Annotated in this window: 21 protein-coding genes and 1 pseudogene; 9 read left to right on the forward strand and 13 right to left on the reverse strand. The window is 46.4% G+C overall.

The genetic code is table 11. The annotated features are described in order from the left end of the window. Nucleotides 1-200: 200 nt before the first annotated feature. Nucleotides 201-329, reverse strand: a complete 129-nt coding sequence (locus tag ACOGW3_RS16140) for a hypothetical protein (RefSeq protein WP_419903922.1) — start codon at nucleotides 327-329, stop codon at nucleotides 201-203. Between ACOGW3_RS16140 and ACOGW3_RS16145 the strand changes: the two genes are divergently transcribed. Beyond that, on the forward strand, nucleotides 316-1,548 hold the full coding sequence (locus tag ACOGW3_RS16145) for an ISL3 family transposase (protein WP_419901077.1): 1,233 nt from the start codon (nucleotides 316-318) through the stop codon (nucleotides 1,546-1,548). The genes ACOGW3_RS16140 and ACOGW3_RS16145 overlap by 14 nt on opposite strands. Nucleotides 1,549-1,751: 203 nt before the next feature. Here ACOGW3_RS16145 and istB read toward each other — a convergent pair whose 3' ends face one another. From istB to ACOGW3_RS16165, 4 genes are all read right to left on the reverse strand, one after another. Beyond that, the gene (gene istB / locus ACOGW3_RS16150; RefSeq protein ID WP_419901088.1) at nucleotides 1,752-2,564 is read right to left on the reverse strand and encodes an IS21-like element helper ATPase IstB; all 813 of its coding nucleotides are present in this window, start codon (nucleotides 2,562-2,564) and stop codon (nucleotides 1,752-1,754) included. Further along, nucleotides 2,561-4,069: an IS21 family transposase gene (istA, locus tag ACOGW3_RS16155; protein ID WP_419901087.1), complete on the reverse strand. Its 1,509-nt coding sequence runs from the start codon at nucleotides 4,067-4,069 to the stop codon at nucleotides 2,561-2,563. Before istA ends, istB begins: the two co-directional genes overlap by 4 nt. Nucleotides 4,070-4,166: 97 nt before the next feature. Then, nucleotides 4,167-5,111, reverse strand: a complete 945-nt coding sequence (locus ACOGW3_RS16160; RefSeq protein ID WP_419904071.1) for a response regulator — start codon at nucleotides 5,109-5,111, stop codon at nucleotides 4,167-4,169. Then, nucleotides 5,112-6,344: an ISL3 family transposase gene (locus ACOGW3_RS16165; RefSeq protein ID WP_419901077.1), complete on the reverse strand. Its 1,233-nt coding sequence runs from the start codon at nucleotides 6,342-6,344 to the stop codon at nucleotides 5,112-5,114. It lies immediately after the preceding gene. On the opposite strand from ACOGW3_RS16165, the gene ACOGW3_RS16170 reads away from it, so the two are divergent. Continuing rightward, nucleotides 6,331-6,465: a hypothetical protein gene (locus tag ACOGW3_RS16170; protein WP_419903923.1), complete on the forward strand. Its 135-nt coding sequence runs from the start codon at nucleotides 6,331-6,333 to the stop codon at nucleotides 6,463-6,465. The two genes, ACOGW3_RS16165 and ACOGW3_RS16170, sit on opposite strands and share 14 nt — an antisense overlap. 6 nt (nucleotides 6,466-6,471) lie before the next feature. On the opposite strand, the gene ACOGW3_RS16175 is transcribed toward ACOGW3_RS16170, so the two are convergent. Beyond that, nucleotides 6,472-7,704, reverse strand: coding sequence for an ISL3 family transposase (locus ACOGW3_RS16175; protein ID WP_419901077.1), 1,233 nt, complete (start codon nucleotides 7,702-7,704; stop codon nucleotides 6,472-6,474). Here ACOGW3_RS16175 and ACOGW3_RS16180 point away from each other — a divergent pair. After that, nucleotides 7,691-7,855: a hypothetical protein gene (locus ACOGW3_RS16180; RefSeq protein WP_419903924.1), complete on the forward strand. Its 165-nt coding sequence runs from the start codon at nucleotides 7,691-7,693 to the stop codon at nucleotides 7,853-7,855. The two genes, ACOGW3_RS16175 and ACOGW3_RS16180, sit on opposite strands and share 14 nt — an antisense overlap. A gap of 206 nt (nucleotides 7,856-8,061) precedes the next feature. Here the strand turns inward: ACOGW3_RS16180 and ACOGW3_RS16185 are convergent, their stop codons facing one another. From ACOGW3_RS16185 to ACOGW3_RS16195, 3 genes are all read right to left on the reverse strand, one after another. After that, on the reverse strand, nucleotides 8,062-11,151 hold the full coding sequence (locus tag ACOGW3_RS16185; protein ID WP_419903925.1) for a methyl-accepting chemotaxis protein: 3,090 nt from the start codon (nucleotides 11,149-11,151) through the stop codon (nucleotides 8,062-8,064). 94 nt (nucleotides 11,152-11,245) lie between these two features. Continuing rightward, nucleotides 11,246-11,404: a hypothetical protein gene (locus ACOGW3_RS16190; RefSeq protein ID WP_419903926.1), complete on the reverse strand. Its 159-nt coding sequence runs from the start codon at nucleotides 11,402-11,404 to the stop codon at nucleotides 11,246-11,248. Nucleotides 11,405-11,431: 27 nt separating this feature from the next. After that, on the reverse strand, nucleotides 11,432-11,824 hold the full coding sequence (locus ACOGW3_RS16195) for a chemotaxis protein CheW (RefSeq protein ID WP_419904072.1): 393 nt from the start codon (nucleotides 11,822-11,824) through the stop codon (nucleotides 11,432-11,434). A 107-nt stretch (nucleotides 11,825-11,931) separates the two neighbouring features. Between ACOGW3_RS16195 and tnpA the strand changes: the two genes are divergently transcribed. Continuing rightward, on the forward strand, nucleotides 11,932-12,366 hold the full coding sequence (gene tnpA / locus ACOGW3_RS16200) for an IS200/IS605 family transposase (RefSeq protein WP_419901154.1): 435 nt from the start codon (nucleotides 11,932-11,934) through the stop codon (nucleotides 12,364-12,366). Nucleotides 12,367-12,435: 69 nt separating this feature from the next. Here tnpA and ACOGW3_RS16205 read toward each other — a convergent pair whose 3' ends face one another. The 4 genes and pseudogenes from ACOGW3_RS16205 to ACOGW3_RS16220 form a co-directional block, all read right to left on the reverse strand. After that, nucleotides 12,436-12,627 carry a hypothetical protein gene (locus tag ACOGW3_RS16205; protein ID WP_419903927.1) on the reverse strand — a complete coding sequence of 64 codons (192 nt, stop codon included), beginning with the start codon at nucleotides 12,625-12,627 and terminating at the stop codon, nucleotides 12,436-12,438. Then, nucleotides 12,627-14,972: a chemotaxis protein CheA gene (locus tag ACOGW3_RS16210; protein ID WP_419903928.1), complete on the reverse strand. Its 2,346-nt coding sequence runs from the start codon at nucleotides 14,970-14,972 to the stop codon at nucleotides 12,627-12,629. Before ACOGW3_RS16210 ends, ACOGW3_RS16205 begins: the two co-directional genes overlap by 1 nt. A gap of 127 nt (nucleotides 14,973-15,099) precedes the next feature. After that, nucleotides 15,100-15,464 (reverse strand): annotated as a pseudogene (locus ACOGW3_RS16215) (response regulator). Nucleotides 15,465-15,469: 5 nt separating this feature from the next. Beyond that, nucleotides 15,470-15,766 carry an STAS domain-containing protein gene (locus ACOGW3_RS16220; protein ID WP_419903929.1) on the reverse strand — a complete coding sequence of 99 codons (297 nt, stop codon included), beginning with the start codon at nucleotides 15,764-15,766 and terminating at the stop codon, nucleotides 15,470-15,472. Between the two features lie 302 nt (nucleotides 15,767-16,068). Here ACOGW3_RS16220 and ACOGW3_RS16225 point away from each other — a divergent pair, with 302 nt between their 5' ends. The 5 genes from ACOGW3_RS16225 to phnE (ACOGW3_RS16245) all read left to right on the forward strand — a co-directional run bounded on the left by ACOGW3_RS16225 (nucleotide 16,069) and on the right by phnE (ACOGW3_RS16245) (nucleotide 20,380). After that, complete coding sequence (locus tag ACOGW3_RS16225; protein ID WP_419903930.1) at nucleotides 16,069-16,545, forward strand: globin family protein; 477 nt, start codon at nucleotides 16,069-16,071, stop codon at nucleotides 16,543-16,545. A 350-nt stretch (nucleotides 16,546-16,895) separates the two neighbouring features. Then, nucleotides 16,896-17,873: a phosphate/phosphite/phosphonate ABC transporter substrate-binding protein gene (phnD, locus tag ACOGW3_RS16230; protein WP_419903931.1), complete on the forward strand. Its 978-nt coding sequence runs from the start codon at nucleotides 16,896-16,898 to the stop codon at nucleotides 17,871-17,873. 82 nt (nucleotides 17,874-17,955) lie between these two features. After that, on the forward strand, nucleotides 17,956-18,759 hold the full coding sequence (gene phnC / locus ACOGW3_RS16235; protein ID WP_419903932.1) for a phosphonate ABC transporter ATP-binding protein: 804 nt from the start codon (nucleotides 17,956-17,958) through the stop codon (nucleotides 18,757-18,759). After that, nucleotides 18,756-19,562: a phosphonate ABC transporter, permease protein PhnE gene (gene phnE / locus ACOGW3_RS16240; protein WP_419903933.1), complete on the forward strand. Its 807-nt coding sequence runs from the start codon at nucleotides 18,756-18,758 to the stop codon at nucleotides 19,560-19,562. The genes phnC and phnE (ACOGW3_RS16240) overlap by 4 nt, the downstream gene beginning before the upstream one ends. Beyond that, nucleotides 19,562-20,380 (forward strand): phosphonate ABC transporter, permease protein PhnE, encoded by an 819-nt coding sequence (gene phnE, locus ACOGW3_RS16245; protein WP_419903934.1) that lies wholly within the window; start codon nucleotides 19,562-19,564, stop codon nucleotides 20,378-20,380. Before phnE (ACOGW3_RS16240) ends, phnE (ACOGW3_RS16245) begins: the two co-directional genes overlap by 1 nt. Nucleotides 20,381-20,406: the final 26 nt, after the last annotated feature.

Here is a 20,406-nt window from a genome sequence, read left to right on the forward strand (position 1 = left end):
TCGTTTATTTTAAATAATCAAAACAGATGGCCGTTAGATCGTCTCTGAGTTCATCTCCACCACTTTCATAAAAAGTTGAAATCAGCTGATCCAGGAGTTGTATATTCTCCTGCCCTCTGGTCAGGTCTTTGACCAAGTTTACTAATTCATCGCCTTCTAAATATATATCACCCTTTAATTTCGTTTCGATCAGGGCGTCACTAAAGGAGAATAAAAAATTGGCTCTTCTCCGCTTTGTTGAGTAGAAAAAGATGCCGACCGCCAAGTAACCTGTTGATATGTATGGTTTCTGATAACTTTACATAGAGCAGGTATATGACAATCAACATCTCGCAGCATATTTTAGGCCTCAAAGGGCAACGTGTAAATGAAATTAAACTGGATGACGGCGGTGTTAAGATTGTCATTCACTGCAGCCGAGACGCGCGTAGGAGGGCTATAGACCCTGCTACAGGCCAGAAGGGAAGCATCAACCAGCATGTCCGCCGACAAGTAAACGACATCCCCCTTTTTGGGTATCCTTGTGTGGTCGAGATTGAGCTGGCGCAGGTTTATATTAACAAGGGCGAACGCCGCATTGAGGGGTGTGATTTTGTTGATAAAGGGTGCCGTTTCACTCACCGATTTTGCCGACTGATCAGTGGATTATGTCGGCATATGTCTATTCAAGCGGTTTCCAGACATTTGGATATACGATGGGAAACGGTCAAGAATATCGACAGGGCATACCTTATTGAAACTCTCCCTACGCTTGATCCTGCAGAGCTAACTGGCTTGGAATATATTGGTGTAGATGAAGTTGCCCGGGCGAAAGGTCATGACTACATGACGGTGGTCTACGATATGGTTGGCGGTCATCTGATCTGGGTTGAAGCAGGCCGAACTGCCGAGGTTTTTTCAAGGTTTTTGAAACAACTGCAACCAGATACAGCCTGCAAAATAAAGGCCGTAGCGATGGATATGGGGCCTGCCTACCAAAAGGCTGTCAGAGAGTCCTTGCCGTTGGCCGACATAGTATTTGACCGTTTCCACGTCATGAAAAACTACAGCAAAGCTATCCATAATCAGCGTCGACTTGAGTTCAGAAAGGCCGATCCAAGTGGTAAAGAGTTGATGAAAGGGACGCATTATCTGTTGCTCAAAAATGCGGATAAGTTGAGTGAAAAACAAAGTGACAAGCTGCAAAGGTTGCTGGAGAGCAATAGCAACCTGAATGCACTTTACGTCTTGAAAGAACAGCTTCAGCTGCTGTGGAGTGCCGCTTCATTTGAGGCGATGGCGGAGCAACTGGAACGTTGGTGCCTGATAGCAGATCAGTCACAGATGCTCTATCTAAAAAAGTTCGCGAAATCCCTACGGAAACATTGTGTGGGCATCTGCAACTACGCCAAACACAAGCTCACAAGCGCCAGGATAGAGGCTGGTAATGTCAGTATAGGAATGATCCGTAAGCGAGCCAGAGGCATCAAGGATACCGAATACTTCAAACTCAAAATTAGACAATCATCCATTCCAGATAATCAATCTATGCTCTATTTGAAATCCTAAATCTACTCAACAAAGCGGAGAAGAGCCAAAAAATTCTCGGATGTAAACGGGATGATTTTTAAGTCGTAATTTGCAGATTTACTGATCCCCAAGGGGACTCCCGTCGTGTCGAGATATTGAAATTCATGTAGAGCGTCAACCACTTTGTCCGGTTGCGTCAACCACCTTGGCCGCTTTTGATGCGGCTGTGATCTGACGTTTATTTACGATGCTTCAGGCATATTTTTCACCTTTTTGTTTGTGGTTTTCCGCAACATTTTTTTGAGATTTTGGGCGGCTTCCCATTGTCTGTAGCTGTCGATATTCATCTCAAGAATGGTTGAGTGGTGAACAAGACGATCGATTGCTGCAACGGTCATGGCCTTATCTTGAAAAATATTGTCCCATCCGCTAAAAGGTTGATTGGCAGCAATTGCAATACTTCGGTACTCATATCGTCTGGCGATCAATTCAAAGAGCACGGATGTTTCAGATATATCCCTTTGTGCATAGGTAATATCATCGAGAATGATGAGATCAAATTTATCGAGTTTTGCGAGGGCGTTTTCGAGCATAAGTTCACGTCTGGCAGCCTGGAGTTTTTGCACCAGATCACTGGTTTGCGTATAGAGCACACGGTATCCAGCCTCTATAAGAGCATAACCTACGGCGCATAGGAGATGAGTTTTTCCTCCCCCTGAATTTCCAATGGCAATCAGATTTGCTCTTGCGTCAATCCAGTCACCGGCAGACAAGGCTTCGACCTGCGCCTTTTTCACGTTAGGCAGCCGCTTGAAGTTAAAAGTGGCCAGAGTTTTTCCGCCCAGCAGGTTTGATGCGTTGAGATGGCGTTGAATGCGTCGCGTGTCCCTTTCGGCCAATTCATATTCGGCCAAAACGGCAAGGAACCTGGCTGCTGACCAGCCCTCCTTGTCGGATTGGATTGCGATATCTTGCCAGTGTTTGTGAAAGCTGGGTAATCGTAAGTCAGTTAGCATAAGAGGCAGCTTGTGCTGATCCACTTCAATGTTTGTCATGCCCGATCCTCCAACAGAGTATCAAAGACTGATAATGAAGGTTGAACCACGGGAATATCAGGAGGTAAATCCGTGTTCTTTTTTGTGATATTCAGCTTAAGTTTTTTTGCGCAAGGTAGCCTTCCTGCATTGATTTCTCTCGAAATCAGGTGCGCGACTTCGGCCTCACAAGCCTCTTCGTGCGCAAGGAAAAGTATCCCAACCATCTGACGACACGCATCTCTGCGGGACAACTTTTTCTGAAACAATGTCCAGGCCAGGGAGTACTCGGTTCTTGGAAAAATACTGTCACGATAAATAGAATTGGCGAGTGCCTGAGGTTTACGTTTGAGAGCATGAATGACGTGATGATAATTGATAACATGAATGCGGGGGCCTTTGCCGTGCCCCCGCTCACGAGAATGGCTGACGACATGAGTGCTGCCTAGATAGGCTTCTATCCGGTTATCGTAAATATGGACACGCAAGCGTTGACCAATTAGGCGAGAAGGGGCGCTATAAAAAACCTGCTTAACTAAAAAACCACTTGTTTTGGTAACTCTCGACACGACTTCAGTGTAATCTGTTGTTCGCCGAGGAGGTAACGCCTTGAGAGATTTCAACTCTGTTTGGATATCTTGGTCACGATGTTTGTTCCGTCTAGCAATCAGCTCGTCCAAAAATCGCCGATACTCATCCAAAGTGTCAAAGTCATTACTGCCACGCAAAATCAGGGCCTGCTTTATCGCAGTCTTAAGGTGACCGTGGTGAGATTCAATGGCACCGTTCTCGTGTGATTCCCCTCTGTTATTTCGACTGGCCTCCATACCGTAGTGCTCAACAAAAGCAGAATAACGTTTGGTAATGTCCTCCTTTTCCTCAACGCTCAAATTCCGAAAGGCCGCAGACAGGCTGTCGGTCCGGTGGTTTTCAGGAGCGCCCCCCAAGGACCAAAGCGCATTTTGTAAGTTCTCCGCAAGGGCTGTAAAACTCTCACCGCCAAGTACGACCCCAACATGTTCCCATCGGCTATATACCAGAACAAAATGATAGAGCCGATGCACCAAAGGATCTCCTGCAATGGTAATACTTAAGTCGGCTGCATCCGTGAAATCTGATTGGCCCATGTAACCCGGCTCAGGTGTTTGCCTGAAAATGATATCCTTTTCAGGGCCATTCAGAGCCCGCCATCCCCGAACTCGGCGCTCTAACGTGCGCTTGACACGGTCATCGGGAAAACGGAGCGGATAGAGGCTCTGTATGTGGCGCAACAAAGTAATGGGTTTGACCGAGTTGTCTTTATCCAAAATGGGAAGGATGTCCTTATCCCAGATATCTTCAAGCGGATCAGAAACTGTTCGCCCTCGCTTTATATTGCGTTGTGACGGTAAAGTCGCATCAACGTCAAATCGGCGGGCCGTGCGTTCGCTAAACCCTGCGCGGGCAGCGGCGGTTCGTTGACCATGAGTTTTTCTATCTGTCATGTAAAGTCTCAGTTGTTCATCTGTGATAAATTTATACGGCAAACAGGTTCCTCCAATTACATCTAGAGGTTCCTAATTTATCAACTCACAGCAGCTTGTAACTAACACCAAATTAAGCCTTGGCCGGTGGATCTGATTATCAAACGGGCACGCCCTTTTTAATGATCAGATCCACCGGCCAAGGTGGTTGTCGCAACCGGCCAAGGTTATTGTCGCTGAACAATTCATCCGGTTTTGACCATGCACCGTAGAGAGGAGGCGGTGCTGCAGCACCTGCATAACTCAGGGTTCCCTCATCTGGTGAAATCAATCCAATAATCATGGTGGCATATTGGCCAGTTGGTAGCATGTCACATAGGCTTTGATTGATGTTTGAAAGCAATACATGAGGGTTTATCCAGGCTTCGCCGACATTAAATAACAAGGTGTGAAGGCGTATGGTATTCAAGGCAGAAACAACCCCATGGCCTGAAAAGTCTGTGACATAAAAGCCGATGGAACCGTTTTCCAGCACATGAGCCCCCCAGAAATCGCCACCTAGTTCAGAAGACGGTTGGCAAACTGATGAAATGTTCAGCCCGGTGGCTTGGCGTATTTCCGCCAATTTCTTTTTGGAGGGAAGTATATTCTGTTGAACGTCTTTAGCTGTGGAGAGTTCATCGGCCACTCTGTGACGATAGCGTTCTTGTTTTTCGGTCAAAACCAGGTTTTTTAAATGAAGCTTAGTCCTGATAACAAGTTCGAGTGCATTGACTGGTTTGGTAAGGAGGTCGCTTGCTCCTGCTGCAAAAGCCTTTAGGCGTTCTTCGTTATCATCCATTGCAGTTTGAACGATGATAGGGATTGAAGCTGTGTCTTCTATTTGTCGAACAAGGCTACAGACTTCCATGCCATTCATTATTGGCATGATGATATCCAAAATCATGAGATCCGGCGGATTAGAGGCAACCTTGAACATAGCTTCTTGACCATCTTCGGCAAGAACGAGGTTCGTAAATCCAGCCTTTCGTAAGATACCAGCAATCATGTCGCGCAATAGCTTTACGTCATCAACGATGGCACTTCTCCGCTTTGTTGAGTAGATTTAGGATTTCAAATAGAGCATAGATTGATTATCTGGAATGGATGATTGTCTAATTTTGAGTTTGAAGTATTCGGTATCCTTGATGCCTCTGGCTCGCTTACGGATCATTCCTATACTGACATTACCAGCCTCTATCCTGGCGCTTGTGAGCTTGTGTTTGGCGTAGTTGCAGATGCCCACACAATGTTTCCGTAGGGATTTCGCGAACTTTTTTAGATAGAGCATCTGTGACTGATCTGCTATCAGGCACCAACGTTCCAGTTGCTCCGCCATCGCCTCAAATGAAGCGGCACTCCACAGCAGCTGAAGCTGTTCTTTCAAGACGTAAAGTGCATTCAGGTTGCTATTGCTCTCCAGCAACCTTTGCAGCTTGTCACTTTGTTTTTCACTCAACTTATCCGCATTTTTGAGCAACAGATAATGTGTCCCTTTCATCAACTCTTTACCACTTGGATCGGCCTTTCTGAACTCAAGTCGACGCTGATTATGGATAGCTTTGCTGTAGTTTTTCATGACGTGGAAACGGTCAAATACTATGTCGGCCAACGGCAAGGACTCTCTGACAGCCTTTTGGTAGGCAGGCCCCATATCCATCGCTACGGCCTTTATTTTGCAGGCTGTATCTGGTTGCAGTTGTTTCAAAAACCTTGAAAAAACCTCGGCAGTTCGGCCTGCTTCAACCCAGATCAGATGACCGCCAACCATATCGTAGACCACCGTCATGTAGTCATGACCTTTCGCCCGGGCAACTTCATCTACACCAATATATTCCAAGCCAGTTAGCTCTGCAGGATCAAGCGTAGGGAGAGTTTCAATAAGGTATGCCCTGTCGATATTCTTGACCGTTTCCCATCGTATATCCAAATGTCTGGAAACCGCTTGAATAGACATATGCCGACATAATCCACTGATCAGTCGGCAAAATCGGTGAGTGAAACGGCACCCTTTATCAACAAAATCACACCCCTCAATGCGGCGTTCGCCCTTGTTAATATAAACCTGCGCCAGCTCAATCTCGACCACACAAGGATACCCAAAAAGGGGGATGTCGTTTACTTGTCGGCGGACATGCTGGTTGATGCTTCCCTTCTGGCCTGTAGCAGGGTCTATAGCCCTCCTACGCGCGTCTCGGCTGCAGTGAATGACAATCTTAACACCGCCGTCATCCAGTTTAATTTCATTTACACGTTGCCCTTTGAGGCCTAAAATATGCTGCGAGATGTTGATTGTCATATACCTGCTCTATGTAAAGTTATCAGAAACCATACATATCAACAGGTTACTTGGCGGTCGGCATCTTTTTCTACTCAACAAAGCGGAGAAGAGCCTCAATGGCTCTTCTCCGCTTTGTTGAGTAGATTTAGGATTTCAAATAGAGCATAGATTGATTATCTGGAATGGATGATTGTCTAATTTTGAGTTTGAAGTATTCGGTATCCTTGATGCCTCTGGCTCGCTTACGGATCATTCCTATACTGACATTACCAGCCTCTATCCTGGCGCTTGTGAGCTTGTGTTTGGCGTAGTTGCAGATGCCCACACAATGTTTCCGTAGGGATTTCGCGAACTTTTTTAGATAGAGCATCTGTGACTGATCTGCTATCAGGCACCAACGTTCCAGTTGCTCCGCCATCGCCTCAAATGAAGCGGCACTCCACAGCAGCTGAAGCTGTTCTTTCAAGACGTAAAGTGCATTCAGGTTGCTATTGCTCTCCAGCAACCTTTGCAGCTTGTCACTTTGTTTTTCACTCAACTTATCCGCATTTTTGAGCAACAGATAATGCGTCCCTTTCATCAACTCTTTACCACTTGGATCGGCCTTTCTGAACTCAAGTCGACGCTGATTATGGATAGCTTTGCTGTAGTTTTTCATGACGTGGAAACGGTCAAATACTATGTCGGCCAACGGCAAGGACTCTCTGACAGCCTTTTGGTAGGCAGGCCCCATATCCATCGCTACGGCCTTTATTTTGCAGGCTGTATCTGGTTGCAGTTGTTTCAAAAACCTTGAAAAAACCTCGGCAGTTCGGCCTGCTTCAACCCAGATCAGATGACCGCCAACCATATCGTAGACCACCGTCATGTAGTCATGACCTTTCGCCCGGGCAACTTCATCTACACCAATATATTCCAAGCCAGTTAGCTCTGCAGGATCAAGCGTAGGGAGAGTTTCAATAAGGTATGCCCTGTCGATATTCTTGACCGTTTCCCATCGTATATCCAAATGTCTGGAAACCGCTTGAATAGACATATGCCGACATAATCCACTGATCAGTCGGCAAAATCGGTGAGTGAAACGGCACCCTTTATCAACAAAATCACACCCCTCAATGCGGCGTTCGCCCTTGTTAATATAAACCTGCGCCAGCTCAATCTCGACCACACAAGGATACCCAAAAAGGGGGATGTCGTTTACTTGTCGGCGGACATGCTGGTTGATGCTTCCCTTCTGGCCTGTAGCAGGGTCTATAGCCCTCCTACGCGCGTCTCGGCTGCAGTGAATGACAATCTTAACACCGCCGTCATCCAGTTTAATTTCATTTACACGTTGCCCTTTGAGGCCTAAAATATGCTGCGAGATGTTGATTGTCATATACCTGCTCTATGTAAAGTTATCAGAAACCATACATATCAACAGGTTACTTGGCGGTCGGCATCTTTTTCTACTCAACAAAGCGGAGAAGAGCCTTTTTTTTGCTGTCTTTGAGCACAATGCCCGTCCGGTTATAGACGAGCGTTGTTAGCTTCTTGAATTCCTTATCCGAGAACGGGAACTCGCGGTCTTGCGAAGGCGTTTGAGCGTTTGTCCCTTTTCTTGCGAGAGCGGTCATTACTTTGGGCTCCAATTATTTATCGTATAGGCTTTGTTCATTTTTTTGCTCTGTCTTTTTCTCCGAACCTTGCCCCATGACCGGAGGGTGTCTTCGGGGCAAGGTTTCGAAGAGCGGCCTTAAAATTCAGACCAGTCGTCATCATCTTCAACGGCTACCGCTGCAGATGAACCTGACTTCAGAGCAGAGACCTTTTTAGGGGCTGCTCTGGGGGCGGCAGTTTTTTTCGCTGCCTTAACCTCTTTTAGTTTTTGACCTTTACCGTCTTTGGTTTCTTCGGTTGTGAAGAAGCCGATAAGATCGACAAGACCTTCTGCCTGCTCCTCAAGGGTGCGGGCTGCTGCAGAACTTTGCTCAACCAGAGCGGCGTTCTGCTGGGTCATTTCATCCATAGTGGTGATGGCGGTGTTGATCTCTTCGACACCCGAAGCCTGTTCGCGGCTGGAGGCGGCGATTTCAGAGATAATATCGGCCACACGTTTGGATGAATCGACAATTTCAGAAAGGGTATCTCCGGTGGATCTCACCAGTGTTACGCCTTCTTTGACCTGGTCGTTGGCTTCGACGATCAGGGTTTTGATGTCCTTGGCCGCTTCACCATAGCGCTGCGCCAGGGTCCGGACTTCGGCGGCGACTACCGCAAATCCTTTACCTGCTTCACCCGCTCTCGCGGCTTCGACCGCGGCGTTCAGGGCCAGGAGGTTGGTCTGGAAAGCGATCTCGTCGATGACACCGATAATGTCAGCAACCTTTTGAGAAGCTTCTTCGATACCGGTCACGGCAACAACAGCTTCCTGGACAACTTCACCACCTTTTTCAGCGGTTTCAGTTGCATTGATCGCCATCTGGTTGGCCTGCTGGGCTGACTCTGCGTTTTGTTTAACCGTTGTGGACATTTCTTCCATAGAAGCTGCTGTTTCCTGCAGGCTCGAAGCTTGTGCTTCGGTCCGTTGGGATAGATCAGTAGATCCGGAAGAAATCTCTGTAGAGGCTGACCCGATTTCATCGGTTGTGGAGACAATTTCGCCTACAGTTTCCGATAGACGGGCAGAGGTCTGGTTCACATCCTGTTTCAGGGTTTCATACATCCCCGTGTAATCGGTTGTGATTTCGTGCGTCAGATCACCGCCTGAGAGTGAGGACAAGGCTTTTGCCACATCACCAACCACATCACTGACATTTTTGTTCAGTGAATTCAAGGCATTGGTCAGGCCAAGCATAAAGCCTTCTTTGCCGTCTGCGTCGAGTGATTTGCTGAAATCACCGGAGGAAATGGCCTGGACCATGCCATCAACTTCGACCTGGATTGCAAGCTCAGCTGTAACATCTGCCCACTCAACCACGGTACCAAGACGTTCGCCGTCTTCGTTGTTGATCGGGTTGGCGATAAGGTCAAAGGTGCGGCCACCGATTTCGATCTGGCTTTCGAAGGTAGTCGCCAGAGCTTCGAGCGCGGCACGTTGATGGGCCGGGTTTTTATGGAAGCGATCAATGCTACCACCCAAGAGTTTATTGGTATCAAAGCCGGTGAGATCCTTACGGATATCAGCTTCACCTTCTCTCATCATACCCATGACAGCTTCGTTCATATAGATGATGTCAAAGTCATTATTGGCGACCATTACGTTGGCAGTACAGCTATCCAATGCCACTTTCACCCTGGCATTTTCAGCTGCAACACGTTCGGATTCACGTTGTTCAGCCAGTTTTTCCGTCACATCATCCCACTCTACCACGGTACCAAGACGCTCGCCGTTGGCATCGAGAATAGGAGAGGCGATAAGGTTAAAGGTCCGTCCACCGACTTCGATAGAAGTCTCATAGGCGGATTTCAATCCTTGAATCATGCCGCGTTGATGACTCGGGTTTTTGTGGAAGCCATCAATATTGACGCCGAGAAGATTATTGGCATCAAGGTTTGGCAGATCTTTTTTCATATCACTTTCTGCATTTCGCATCATGTCGACCATGGTGCCGTTCATGTAGATGATATTGAGATCAACATCTGCAACCATGACGTTTGCTTGGCAATTGTCGAGAGCGACCTTGATACGGGAATTGTCTATGGCATCATTACGGAAAGAGAGAACAGAATTCCCGAGTATGCCTATCTCATCCTTACGATCGGCATCAATGTGTACCTCAGCGTTAGTGTCTGTTACGAGTGTTACCAATTGAGAAAGTGATCGACTTATTCCGACCGCAACGGTGGTGCCAAGACCAACTGAGATGACGAGTAAAGTAATGGTGGTGATAAGGAAGATAATTTCTGTGTTAACAGCTGTATCTTCGATAATATGTATATCCTCAATGAGTTCATTTTCGGCCAAAATTTCAATTTTCAGAATTTGATCAAGACGAGCAGAGCTGGTGTTAAAAAAGTCCTGTCCACTTATGCCAGCAAGGTTAAAAGTTTCCGGGTATTTTTTGATAATTGCACGCATTTTACCGAGCTCGTTAGAGGCCGGGTCATTGATCATGTCAGCATAGAGCGATTTGAGTTCTGGTGTGGCATAATTTTGAAATATCCAAAAATAGCTCTCTTGTTTACTGATCAAGCTGGTTATTTGTTGATATTTGTTCGTGTCAAATGCGCCTGTCGTAAAGCCAGCAGACCCAACAACGCGTTCAATCCCAGCATTTTCCTTGGCCTGAAGTAGCGCAATTAAAGAAGTGATATCATTTGATATTTTACCGTCATCACTCAAATGCGGCATTTCGGCAACGATTTCGATTAGATGAGCAATGATATTAGAATAATGAGCTGCCATTTCTGGTACTGTAAGTGATAGGTCTGAAACTTCAGTACGAATGTCGCTCAGTTCTCTTAACTCTGATTGTAATTTGCTCAATTTAGCTGTGAATTTGACGTCATCAGTATTTTCGAGAAGAAATGTGAGCTTCTGTTCAAATTCTTTCTGTGCTTCATTGCTGAGGCGTCGCCGCTCGGTAAGTTTTGATTTGGAATCTTCAGCTCCTTTTGATCCTATAAAATTTGCGGATGTGCCTCGTTCAACCTGTAAGGTATGAATGTAGGCACCGATTTCAGGAGTTGATTCGGCAATCCCTTTTATATGTTCCATGGATTGTACAGTCGCGTTCTTTTCCAGGACGGTATAAGTGGAATAAAATAAGAGGCCAAGGATGGGTATTAACAGGGATATGCCAAACTTAATTTTCACGGATAGATTGTTTAAGAGCGCGAGCATTTTCTTCTCTCCATTTCGCATTACTGCATTTATTGATTTTGTCAGATCAGGAGGGTTTGAGTTCTCCTATTGCAAAATATTCTTTTAAGTCTCTTTAGATTTGTGGCCTGTTGTTCGTGTCGGAAATAGAGGCAAAAAAACGGTCTCTAATATTTACTAAACCAGTTAAATTTATCTCATCAGCTAGAACTAATAATTTGGTTGTTAGGTGCCAATTTTCTTTTATCAACCGGGTAATGTTATCGTTATTCATTACTGATCTCCATTTACTCAAACTGCCTTAGTTACTCTCGGCTTGGCCTGCGGTTACGCCTTCTTCGATAGCCTGCGTATCGAAGAGGCGCTCTTGGTTGAGTAAGGCGACCATCCGTTCTTCGATAGTTACCAAGCCTGATAGATATTCTTCTTCAACGAGATTTTCCATTTTCGGAACATCTCGAATATCAGTGTTGGATACGGTGAGAATGTCGGATACGGTATCAACAAGTATCCCGACCATGCGGTCTTTCACAGCAATGATAACAATGACATGAAGAGTGGTTGCTTCTGTCTCGCCCAAACCAAAGCGACATCGCAGATCAAAAATGGGAACAATGACCCCCCGCAAATTTAACACGCCGCGCATGTATTCAGGGGTGTTGGGTAAAAGGGTTGTATCAACCCAACCCTTAATTTAATCCGGTAAACCCCCGGCTATGCCGGGGGACTCTCAATGGTTTGACCGTTCCCACGGTCTTACATTTCTTTGTTTATTGACCAAAATAACAAAGGAATTAGCCGATGAGAGATTACAAAAGCCTTGCACATACGAGATGGGATTGTAAATACCACGTGGTTTTCATCCCTAAACGCAGGCAAAAAGTTATCTATGGCAACCTACGTCAGTATCTTGGTGAAATTTTCCATGAACTGGCCGGGCATCGCGAAAGTAAGATTGAGGAGGGCCATTTGATGCCGGATCACATTCACATGTGTATCAGCATACCGCCCAAACATGCTGTTTCAAAAGTCGTTGGATACCTAAAAGGAAAAAGCGCGATTGCCATAGCTCGAAAATTCAAAAATAAAGCACGGAATTTCAAGGGTGAAAATTTTTGGGCCCGTGGATATTTCGTCTCAACTGTAGGGCTCGATGAACAGATGGTGAGGGAGTATATCAGAACGCAAGAAGAGCGTGATAAGTACTTTGACCAAATGGATATATTCAATCCATAACCGCTTTAGCGGTTCCCAATTTGCCCCTTTAAGGGGCTCACCCGCTTAAGCCCCCGGCTTTGCCGGGGGTCATTTAACTTCGCGAACGGACATGATATCTACGCCGTATTCCTGCTTGCCCACGGTAAAGGTTATGAATTGCGAGTGGCCCACTTCTTCAACCTGGACAAGGCTGTTGTCTTCAACTCTATCGCCATGGGGGGCGTTTCCCGAAGCGGCAATAGTTGTATTTTCCTGTGCAACGAGGCTGTTACTTTCCATTAATCTTGCTCCACTACTTCCAAATCCTGTTCGTCGACACTTATGGGATCGTCAATCAAAAGTTCGGATAGCCCTTTGGTGAGGATTAAGGGCTCTTTCCCAGAGATTTCCGGTGCCGGTTCTTGGGTGTCGGTGTGTTCTATTCTTGCCTTCTCAACATTGCTGCTGCTGGCGGCACTTTCGGAGGCATCACAATCAGCGCCATCAATATCGACATCGTCATCGTTTCGGGCAAATGTGTGTGCTTCCTGTCTGGCCATAGCGTCTAGGCCGTCAACATCGAGAATTAGGGCAACCATGCCATTTCCGAGAATTGTGGCCGCGGAAATGCCATCCACGGGGTCGTAATTTTCTTCGAGGCTTTTGATCACAACCTGTTGTTGGCCGAGAAGCTCATCGACCAGGATGCCAACTTGTTTTCCGCCTTCAATTTCAACGACGACGACGAGCCCTTTACTCGGGTCTTTTTGCGCAGCAGGAATCTTGAACAGGCTATGTAATTTTACCAGTCGGATATATTCGCCACGCAATGACACAACTTCGGCGCCATTTGATAAACGGTGCAGGTCTTCTTTTGCCGGACGCAGGCTTTCAATAATTGATGTAAGGGAAATGATGAATTTTTCTTTGCCGATTGCCACCACCATACCGTCAAGAACGGCGAGGGTTAGTGGTAGGGACATGATGAATTTGGTGCCTTTGCCCGGTACGGATTGCACGGAAATTCTGCCACCCAGGTTACTTATGTTTCGGCGAACCACGTCCATTCCAACGCCGCGTCCGGAAACATCGGTAACTTCATCTGCTGTTGAAAAGCCGGGGTTGAAAATGAGGTCATCAATTGCTTCGTTGGATAAATTTTCGTCCGCGTTAATGATGTTATGTTCGATTGCTTTTGCTCTGACACGCTCGCGGTTTATGCCGCGGCCATCATCTTCGACGATAATATGAATACGCCCGGACCGGTGTTCCGCCATGAGCTTGACGATTGCCACCTCAGATTTACCAGCCTTTACGCGGTCTTCAGGTGTTTCTTCAACGCCGTGATCCAGCGAGTTTCTGATCATATGGGTTAAGGGGTCTGACAGTTGCTCAATAACGGTCTTATCAACTTCGGTGTTTTCACCAGATGTTTCCAATTCTACCTTTTTACCAAGCTTGGTTGCCAGTTCGCGCACCAGCCTTGGGATGCGAGCAAACACAGATTTTACGGGTTGCATACGCACGGCCATGACGGATTCTTGAATCTCGCGGGTGTGCATGCCCAGGTCTTCAAATCCTTTGGCCATAAAGGCGGCAAGTTCAGGCGGGAGATTGTCGACTTGTTGGCGCAACATGGCCTGGGTAATGACCAGCTCGCCCACCATGTTGACCAGGCGATCAACGCGATCAAGCTCAACACGAATGGAAGATACGCGTGTTTGTCCCGCTCCTGTTACGCCCCCAGCTCCAGCACCAGGTGAAGGTTGTCCTGATGGTGGTTGGATTGTGGGGGCTTGCATGGCCGCTACGGCTTGTTCTTTTGTGGCTTCAAGAGATTTTTCTGGAACGACATCATCGAGTGCTTCGTCTGTCGTCTCGCTGGGCAGAGCAACGTCGGTATCCGAGCCTTTGATCGTGATTGTTAGATCACAGTCTTCCGTGACGAACTCAAAGACTTCTTCGACATCCGCAAGTGTGCATTCTGAAGTCAGTTCGAAGACCCAGGTTAAATAGGCTTCGTCTGAAACAATTTTTTGAATATTTGGAAGGCGGTCTGTATTAACGGTCGTGGTTAATTCTCCCAACTCTTTCATCTCGCGTACAAGTAAGAGCGGTTCGTTTGCATGCTGTAGCAAGTCGATCTTGGGAGCGAAATCAATGATATACTTTGTTAGGTCTGATTGCTGGCTGCTGTTGTTATCAGTATCATTTGGGGGGCTGTCGTCACTCGCCGCAGTTTCCCCAAAGGCCAAGACATTGAGTTTTTCTTTGATCTCAGCAAAGTCTTCCTCGGGGACAAGAACACCATCCTGTGCGGCTTGAATAAGGTTGGTGAGAACATCATTGGCTGCGAGTAACAGGCCAACCAATTCTTCTGTTATGCCTATTTCGCCCTGGCGCATTTTGTCGAGCAGGGCTTCATAGATATGGGCAAAGCCAACCAATTGATCAAAACTGAAAGCCCCGGCCCCCCCTTTTACTGAGTGGACAACACGGAAAATAGCATTGAGGTCTTCTACATCTACATTTTCAGGATTGTGATGGAGATCCGCTAGACGTGTCTCTGCATCTATCAATAGTTCTGCGCACTCTTCGAAGAAGGTGTTCTTGAACTGGTCTAGGTCGAAATCGTTTGTACTCACAATTCCCCCTTATACGAGCGTTCTCGTACATTCGGCGATTAAATGACAGCTTCCTCTACCAAACTCATTTAAGGATCCTGATGGGTGCGAGCTCAGGTCATCTGAGCTTTTTGTTTACGTGGATCAGTCAGGGGCAAACTTTATTGACAACTTGCAGTAACTTTTCCGGATTAAACGGTTTTACAATCCAGCCAGTGGCACCAACGGTGCGTCCTCGGTTTTTTTTCCGCCATCTGATTCTGTGGTGAGTACCAAAATAGGGGTGAGGCGATGGGTTGGGTTGGCACGAATTTCTTTGCACAATGTGAGGCCGTCCATGTTCGGCATGTTCACGTCGGTGATGACAAGGTCAACTCTGTCACCGCCCAATACGTTTAAGGCTTCACAGCCATCGGCAGCTTCAAGGACACTATGTCCTGCGCCTTTGAGTGTGAAGGCAACCATATCTCTCATTGTTTTAGAATCGTCTACGGTAAGAACTTTTAACCCCATTGTACTTAGCTCCGTAATGTATCGTTAGAATAAAGGCCTAAATCCTTAAAGGCTGTGACGAGCACGTCGGAAGAGTCGTTGATCTGGAATGATCTGTCGGCTTCTACGCAACTAACAGCAGCTGAATGAATGATCTGCAAGCAGGCTGTGGAGGCTTTCTCTACATCTTTGCCATTGATGTTGAGGTCGAGACTTTTTTCATCTGCTTCGACAAAAAGAGCGAGAAGTTCTTCTGCTACAAAAATGTCAAGGCACGGCGCGAGCTCGATTGTGGCTGTCTGCTCTGTGACGTCCAACTTCATGATTGGGACTTACCTCCGGGAGTAGGGATAAAATCAAAACCGAACTGATTATATGTTGCGCTAAAGATGCAAATACATCCTATGAGTGTGTTCTGTATTTGTTAAGAAGCAATTAAGTAGCGTTGCTGAAAATAAGTTTAGAATGATTTTAATTTGTTGCAGTTTTTGACCTGCTTTATTTTTATACATAATATCATGTGTTTAGTGTGAAATAGGATGTGTGAAATTTTTTCCTTTACTAGTTATTTGTTATTGTTGGGTAATTTTCTTACTCGTAATGGAAAAACAAATGGTGTCATGTCATGGAAAAAACACAAATTGATAATGTACAGCGGACATTTAAGCAGGTTGCTGCAATCAAAGAACAAGCTGCAGAGCTATTTTATGGACGCTTGTTTGAGCTGGATCCATCGCTTAAAAAAATGTTTCGATCTGATATGAAGTCTCAAGGCAAAAAGCTTATGGTTGCACTTGCCGCTGTGGTGGCTGGATTGAGTAATTTGGATAGGATTGTTCCTGTTGTTCAGTCCCTGGGTGTGAAGCATGTCGGATATGGTGTTGAGGCAAAGGATTATGACACCGTGGGGGCCGCCTTTATATGGACACTGGAAAAGGGGCTAGGGAAAGATTTTACACCGGCAGTTCGAGATTCCTGGTTGGCCGCTTACACCCTTTTGGCCGGGGTTATGAAAGAGGCTGCCGCAGACGTGCCGATAAAAGATGAGTTTAAAGTACTCATGGCTCAGGCTTTTGTTTTTATTCAACAAAAGCAGAATTGATATCGTGACTTGCCAGCTATTCAATAACATCCAGTAAGAATGAACAGATCCTGCGGTCAATTTTGGAAACCAGTAGGCGTCTCCCAGCGCTTGGTGGTCGTCTTAGCTGTCGTCTTGATATTTCATTTCATTCGAAGTTGAATTAGGTTTCAAATGAAAGGTGATTGTGTTTCAATTGAAATATCTGTCGAGGCGAGAGAAAATAAATAGAGTCTTCGAGAGTAAGTTCTGTGTCAGTTGTGGTAATGTAGCCGGCACGCTGAACAGTTAAGAACAAAAAACAATAACGTTTAAGATCTAGACTAAGAACGATTTATAACACGATTATTTCAATATACTGGGAGGTATTGATGAAACTTCGGGATATTCTTTTTGGATGCGCCAGCGTTCTGGCTTGTCTTTCCATAAACGTATCAACTGCTTCTGCTCAAGATTGTGCTCGGGGTGATTTGGATACGCGCTTTTGTGATGTAGACGGTGATTTAATCGCTGACACACCAACTGATCCTTCAAAATTACTGGATCCGGACACGCTTATTTTTGCTTATACACCGGTTGAAGATCCAGCTGTTTATAAAGAAGCTTGGTCAGATTTTATCGACCATCTTGAAGATAAAACAGGCAAAGATGTTGTTTTCTTCCCTGTTCAGTCCAATGCCGCTGAAATCGAAGCAATGCGCTCTGGTCGTCTTCATATTGCTGGTTTTAACACAGGTTCCAACCCATTAGCGGTGAACTGTGCCGGTTTCTCTCCATTTACCATTATGGCTCGTGAAGACGGCAGCTTTGGTTACGAGATGGAAATCATAACTTATCCGGGTAGTGGTATCGATAAAGTCGAAGACCTTAAAGGCAAAGCTCTCGCCTTTACATCACCAACTTCAAACTCAGGTTTCAAAGCGCCATCTGCAATTTTGAAAGCTGACTTTGACATGGTTAAAGATCGTGACTTCGAAGCAACATTCTCTGGTAAGCATGACAACTCCATCCTGGGTGTTGCCAACAAAGATTACATTGCTGCTTCTATCGCGAATTCGGTTAAATTCCGCATGATCTCACGTGATGTGATCAAAGCTGATCAGGTCAAAACCATTTATACATCACAGACTTTCCCAACAACTGGATTTGGTGTTGCTTACAATCTGAAACCTGAACTTCAGGCACAGATTAAAGACGCTTTCTTTAGCTTTGAGTGGGCTGGTACATCATTGGAAAAAGAGTTTTCTAAATCTAAAGAAAGCCAGTTCCTTCCAATGACATACAAAAAGTTCTGGGATGTTATCCGTAAAATCGATACGGCTAACAATGTATCCTACGCTTGTAAGTAACAGGCTTTTTAAAATACTTATAACAAACCCGGTGCCTGCAAAGGTGCCGGGTGTGTTTTATTAATCGACAGGTAGAGTTAGCATGTTGCACCTGAATAAACTTAGCAAGCAGTACGCAACGGGCGACATGGCCCTCAAAGGCGTAGAGCTTGAAATTCCCAAAGGACAGGTTGTTGCTTTGATCGGGCCATCTGGCGCGGGTAAAAGTACGTTGATACGCTGTATTAACCGGCTGGTAGAGCCGACCTCTGGGACGGTAACCCTAAATAGTAATGAATTGACGAAGCTTGGTTCTGGTGCGTTGCGTCAGGCAAGACGTCGTATGGGGATGATCTTCCAGGAGTATGCTCTGGTTGAACGCCTGACGGTTATGGAAAACGTTCTGTCCGGTCGTTTGGGCTATGTTGGGTTTTGGCGTTCCTTCTTGCGGAAGTATCCGCAAAGCGATGTCGACGAAGCCTTCCGCCTCCTTGAGCGAGTTGGCCTTGATCATATGGCTGACAAACGCGCCGATGAACTCTCTGGCGGACAAAGGCAGCGTGTCGGTATTGCTCGCGCACTGATTCAAGATCCTGAATTGTTGCTCGTGGATGAGCCAACTGCATCTCTTGACCCCAAGACATCACGCCAGATTATGCGTTTGATCTGTGAGCTTTGTGCTGAACGCGATCTTGCCGCGATCATCAATATTCACGATGTTGCTCTCGCTCAAATGTTTGTCCAACGCGTGGTTGGCTTGCGCTTTGGTGAAATTGTTTATGACGGACCTCCTGATCAGCTTAAGCCTGAAATCCTGACGGAAATCTATGGTGAGGAAGATTGGGAAGCGACCATCGAAAAAGTTGATGATGAAGAGGATGAGGCGGAACAGGGGGCGGTTGCATGAGTGCCTCTGTAACGGCTTCACGGAAATGGCGAAAGCCTCCGATGATCAAGAACCCGCTTGTCCGCTGGGGATTGATTTCTGCATCTCTGATATATCTCGTCCTCGCCTTTGGTTCTTTTGATGTCAATTGGGCCCGGGTATACGAAGGTTTAGATCGCGGCTGGAATTTTATTCTGGCTTTCTCTCAACCTGATTTTACAAGCCGCTGGTCTGATATTGCTGATGGGATGACAGAATCAGCAATTATGACGATCACATCGACAGCTTTCGGAATTTTGATTTCAATTCCAATTGGCCTCGGTGCTGCGCGGAACATAGCGCCTTTGCCTGTGTACATTGTCTGTCGTGGCATCATCGCTATTTCTCGTGCACTGCATGAAATTATCGTGGCTATCTTGTTGGTGGCAATCTTTGGTTTTGGTCCCTTTGCTGGTTTTGTAACTCTGTCCTTCGCGACCATCGGTTTTCTTGCCAAACTTTTGGCAGAAGACATCGAAGATACCGATAAGTCTCAAGCTGAGGCGATCAAAGCAACCGGCGCCGGTTGGTGGCAATGGGTAACTTATGGCATTCAGCCACAGGTCATGCCGCGTTTGATCGGCTTGTCCATGTACCGCTTGGATATCAATTTTCGTGAATCAGCGATTTTGGGGTTGGTCGGTGCTGGGGGGATCGGGGCGACATTGAACACGGCGTTTGACCGTTACGAATTCGATACCGCTGCGGCCATCATCATCATCATTATAGTTGTTGTTATGACTCTTGAGTATCTCTCAGGCATTATCCGGGCGAGGTTACAATAATGGCTGTATCTACTAATAGTACCGGACAAAAAGTCTGGATGGTTCGTGATCGCAATGCGCAACTGAAACGGTGGTTTATTTACTTCGTATCCGTTGCAGTGGTTATGTATTGTTGGCAGACGATCTCATCGGCGACTACTTGGTTCTTTGTTTTTGATGCGCCACGGATTGCTGCTGATATTGGCGGACGTGCGATGCCACCAAAGTGGTCCTACATCAATGAACTCTGGAAACCTTTGTGGGATACCATAAACATCGCCACGATTGGGACGGTGTTGTCCCTTATCATTGCTGTACCTGTGGCATTTATGGCAGCGCGTAATACGACGCCGCATCAAATTTTCTGCCGCTGGCCGGCGTTGTTTATCATCGTGTCATCGCGTTCGATCAACTCTCTCATTTGGGCACTGTTGCTTGTTGCCATAATCGGTCCAGGTATTTTTGCCGGGACTATCGCGATTGCTCTGCGCTCCATCGGATTTTGTGCCAAGCTGCTCTATGAGGCGATCGAAGAGATTGATGAGAAACAGGTCGAGGCGATTACAGCGACTGGTGCCAGTCGTTGGCAGGTCATGGCCTATGCCATCGTGCCTCAGATCATGCCTTCGTTTGCAGGGATCACCGTTTTCCGCTGGGACATTAACATCCGCGAATCAACCGTTCTTGGCCTCGTTGGGGCTGGGGGTATTGGTCTGCAGATGAGCTCATCGCTTAATGTGTTGGCCTGGCCTCAGGTGTCGCTCATTATCTTTGTTATCTTTATTGCCGTTATCATTAGTGAAATGGTGTCAGCGAAAGTAAGATCTGCGATTATCTAGTCGGAACGCAAGTTATGAAAAAGGCC

This window comes from Kiloniella sp. (genome assembly GCF_965205715.1).
Classification (GTDB): domain Bacteria; phylum Pseudomonadota; class Alphaproteobacteria; order Kiloniellales; family Kiloniellaceae; genus Kiloniella.

Bases quoted from the DNA above. Each gene is read 5' to 3' on its own strand.
- ACOGW3_RS16145 (WP_419901077.1), top strand. From the start codon at position 316: ATGACAATCAACATCTCGCAGCATATTTTAGGCCTCAAAGGGCAACGT.
- ACOGW3_RS16140 (WP_419903922.1), bottom strand. From the start codon at position 329: ATGTTGATTGTCATATACCTGCTCTATGTAAAGTTATCAGAAACCATA.
- istB (WP_419901088.1), bottom strand. From the start codon at position 2,564: ATGACAAACATTGAAGTGGATCAGCACAAGCTGCCTCTTATGCTAACT.
- ACOGW3_RS16170 (WP_419903923.1), top strand. From the start codon at position 6,331: ATGTTGATTGTCATATACCTGCTCTATGTAAAGTTATCAGAAACCATA.
- ACOGW3_RS16165 (WP_419901077.1), bottom strand. From the start codon at position 6,344: ATGACAATCAACATCTCGCAGCATATTTTAGGCCTCAAAGGGCAACGT.
- ACOGW3_RS16180 (WP_419903924.1), top strand. From the start codon at position 7,691: ATGTTGATTGTCATATACCTGCTCTATGTAAAGTTATCAGAAACCATA.
- ACOGW3_RS16175 (WP_419901077.1), bottom strand. From the start codon at position 7,704: ATGACAATCAACATCTCGCAGCATATTTTAGGCCTCAAAGGGCAACGT.
- ACOGW3_RS16185 (WP_419903925.1), bottom strand. From the start codon at position 11,151: ATGCTCGCGCTCTTAAACAATCTATCCGTGAAAATTAAGTTTGGCATA.
- ACOGW3_RS16190 (WP_419903926.1), bottom strand. From the start codon at position 11,404: ATGAATAACGATAACATTACCCGGTTGATAAAAGAAAATTGGCACCTA.
- tnpA (WP_419901154.1), top strand. From the start codon at position 11,932: ATGAGAGATTACAAAAGCCTTGCACATACGAGATGGGATTGTAAATAC.
- ACOGW3_RS16205 (WP_419903927.1), bottom strand. From the start codon at position 12,627: ATGGAAAGTAACAGCCTCGTTGCACAGGAAAATACAACTATTGCCGCT.
- ACOGW3_RS16220 (WP_419903929.1), bottom strand. From the start codon at position 15,766: ATGAAGTTGGACGTCACAGAGCAGACAGCCACAATCGAGCTCGCGCCG.
- ACOGW3_RS16225 (WP_419903930.1), top strand. From the start codon at position 16,069: ATGGAAAAAACACAAATTGATAATGTACAGCGGACATTTAAGCAGGTT.
- phnD (WP_419903931.1), top strand. From the start codon at position 16,896: ATGAAACTTCGGGATATTCTTTTTGGATGCGCCAGCGTTCTGGCTTGT.
- phnC (WP_419903932.1), top strand. From the start codon at position 17,956: ATGTTGCACCTGAATAAACTTAGCAAGCAGTACGCAACGGGCGACATG.
- phnE (WP_419903933.1), top strand. From the start codon at position 18,756: ATGAGTGCCTCTGTAACGGCTTCACGGAAATGGCGAAAGCCTCCGATG.
- phnE (WP_419903934.1), top strand. From the start codon at position 19,562: ATGGCTGTATCTACTAATAGTACCGGACAAAAAGTCTGGATGGTTCGT.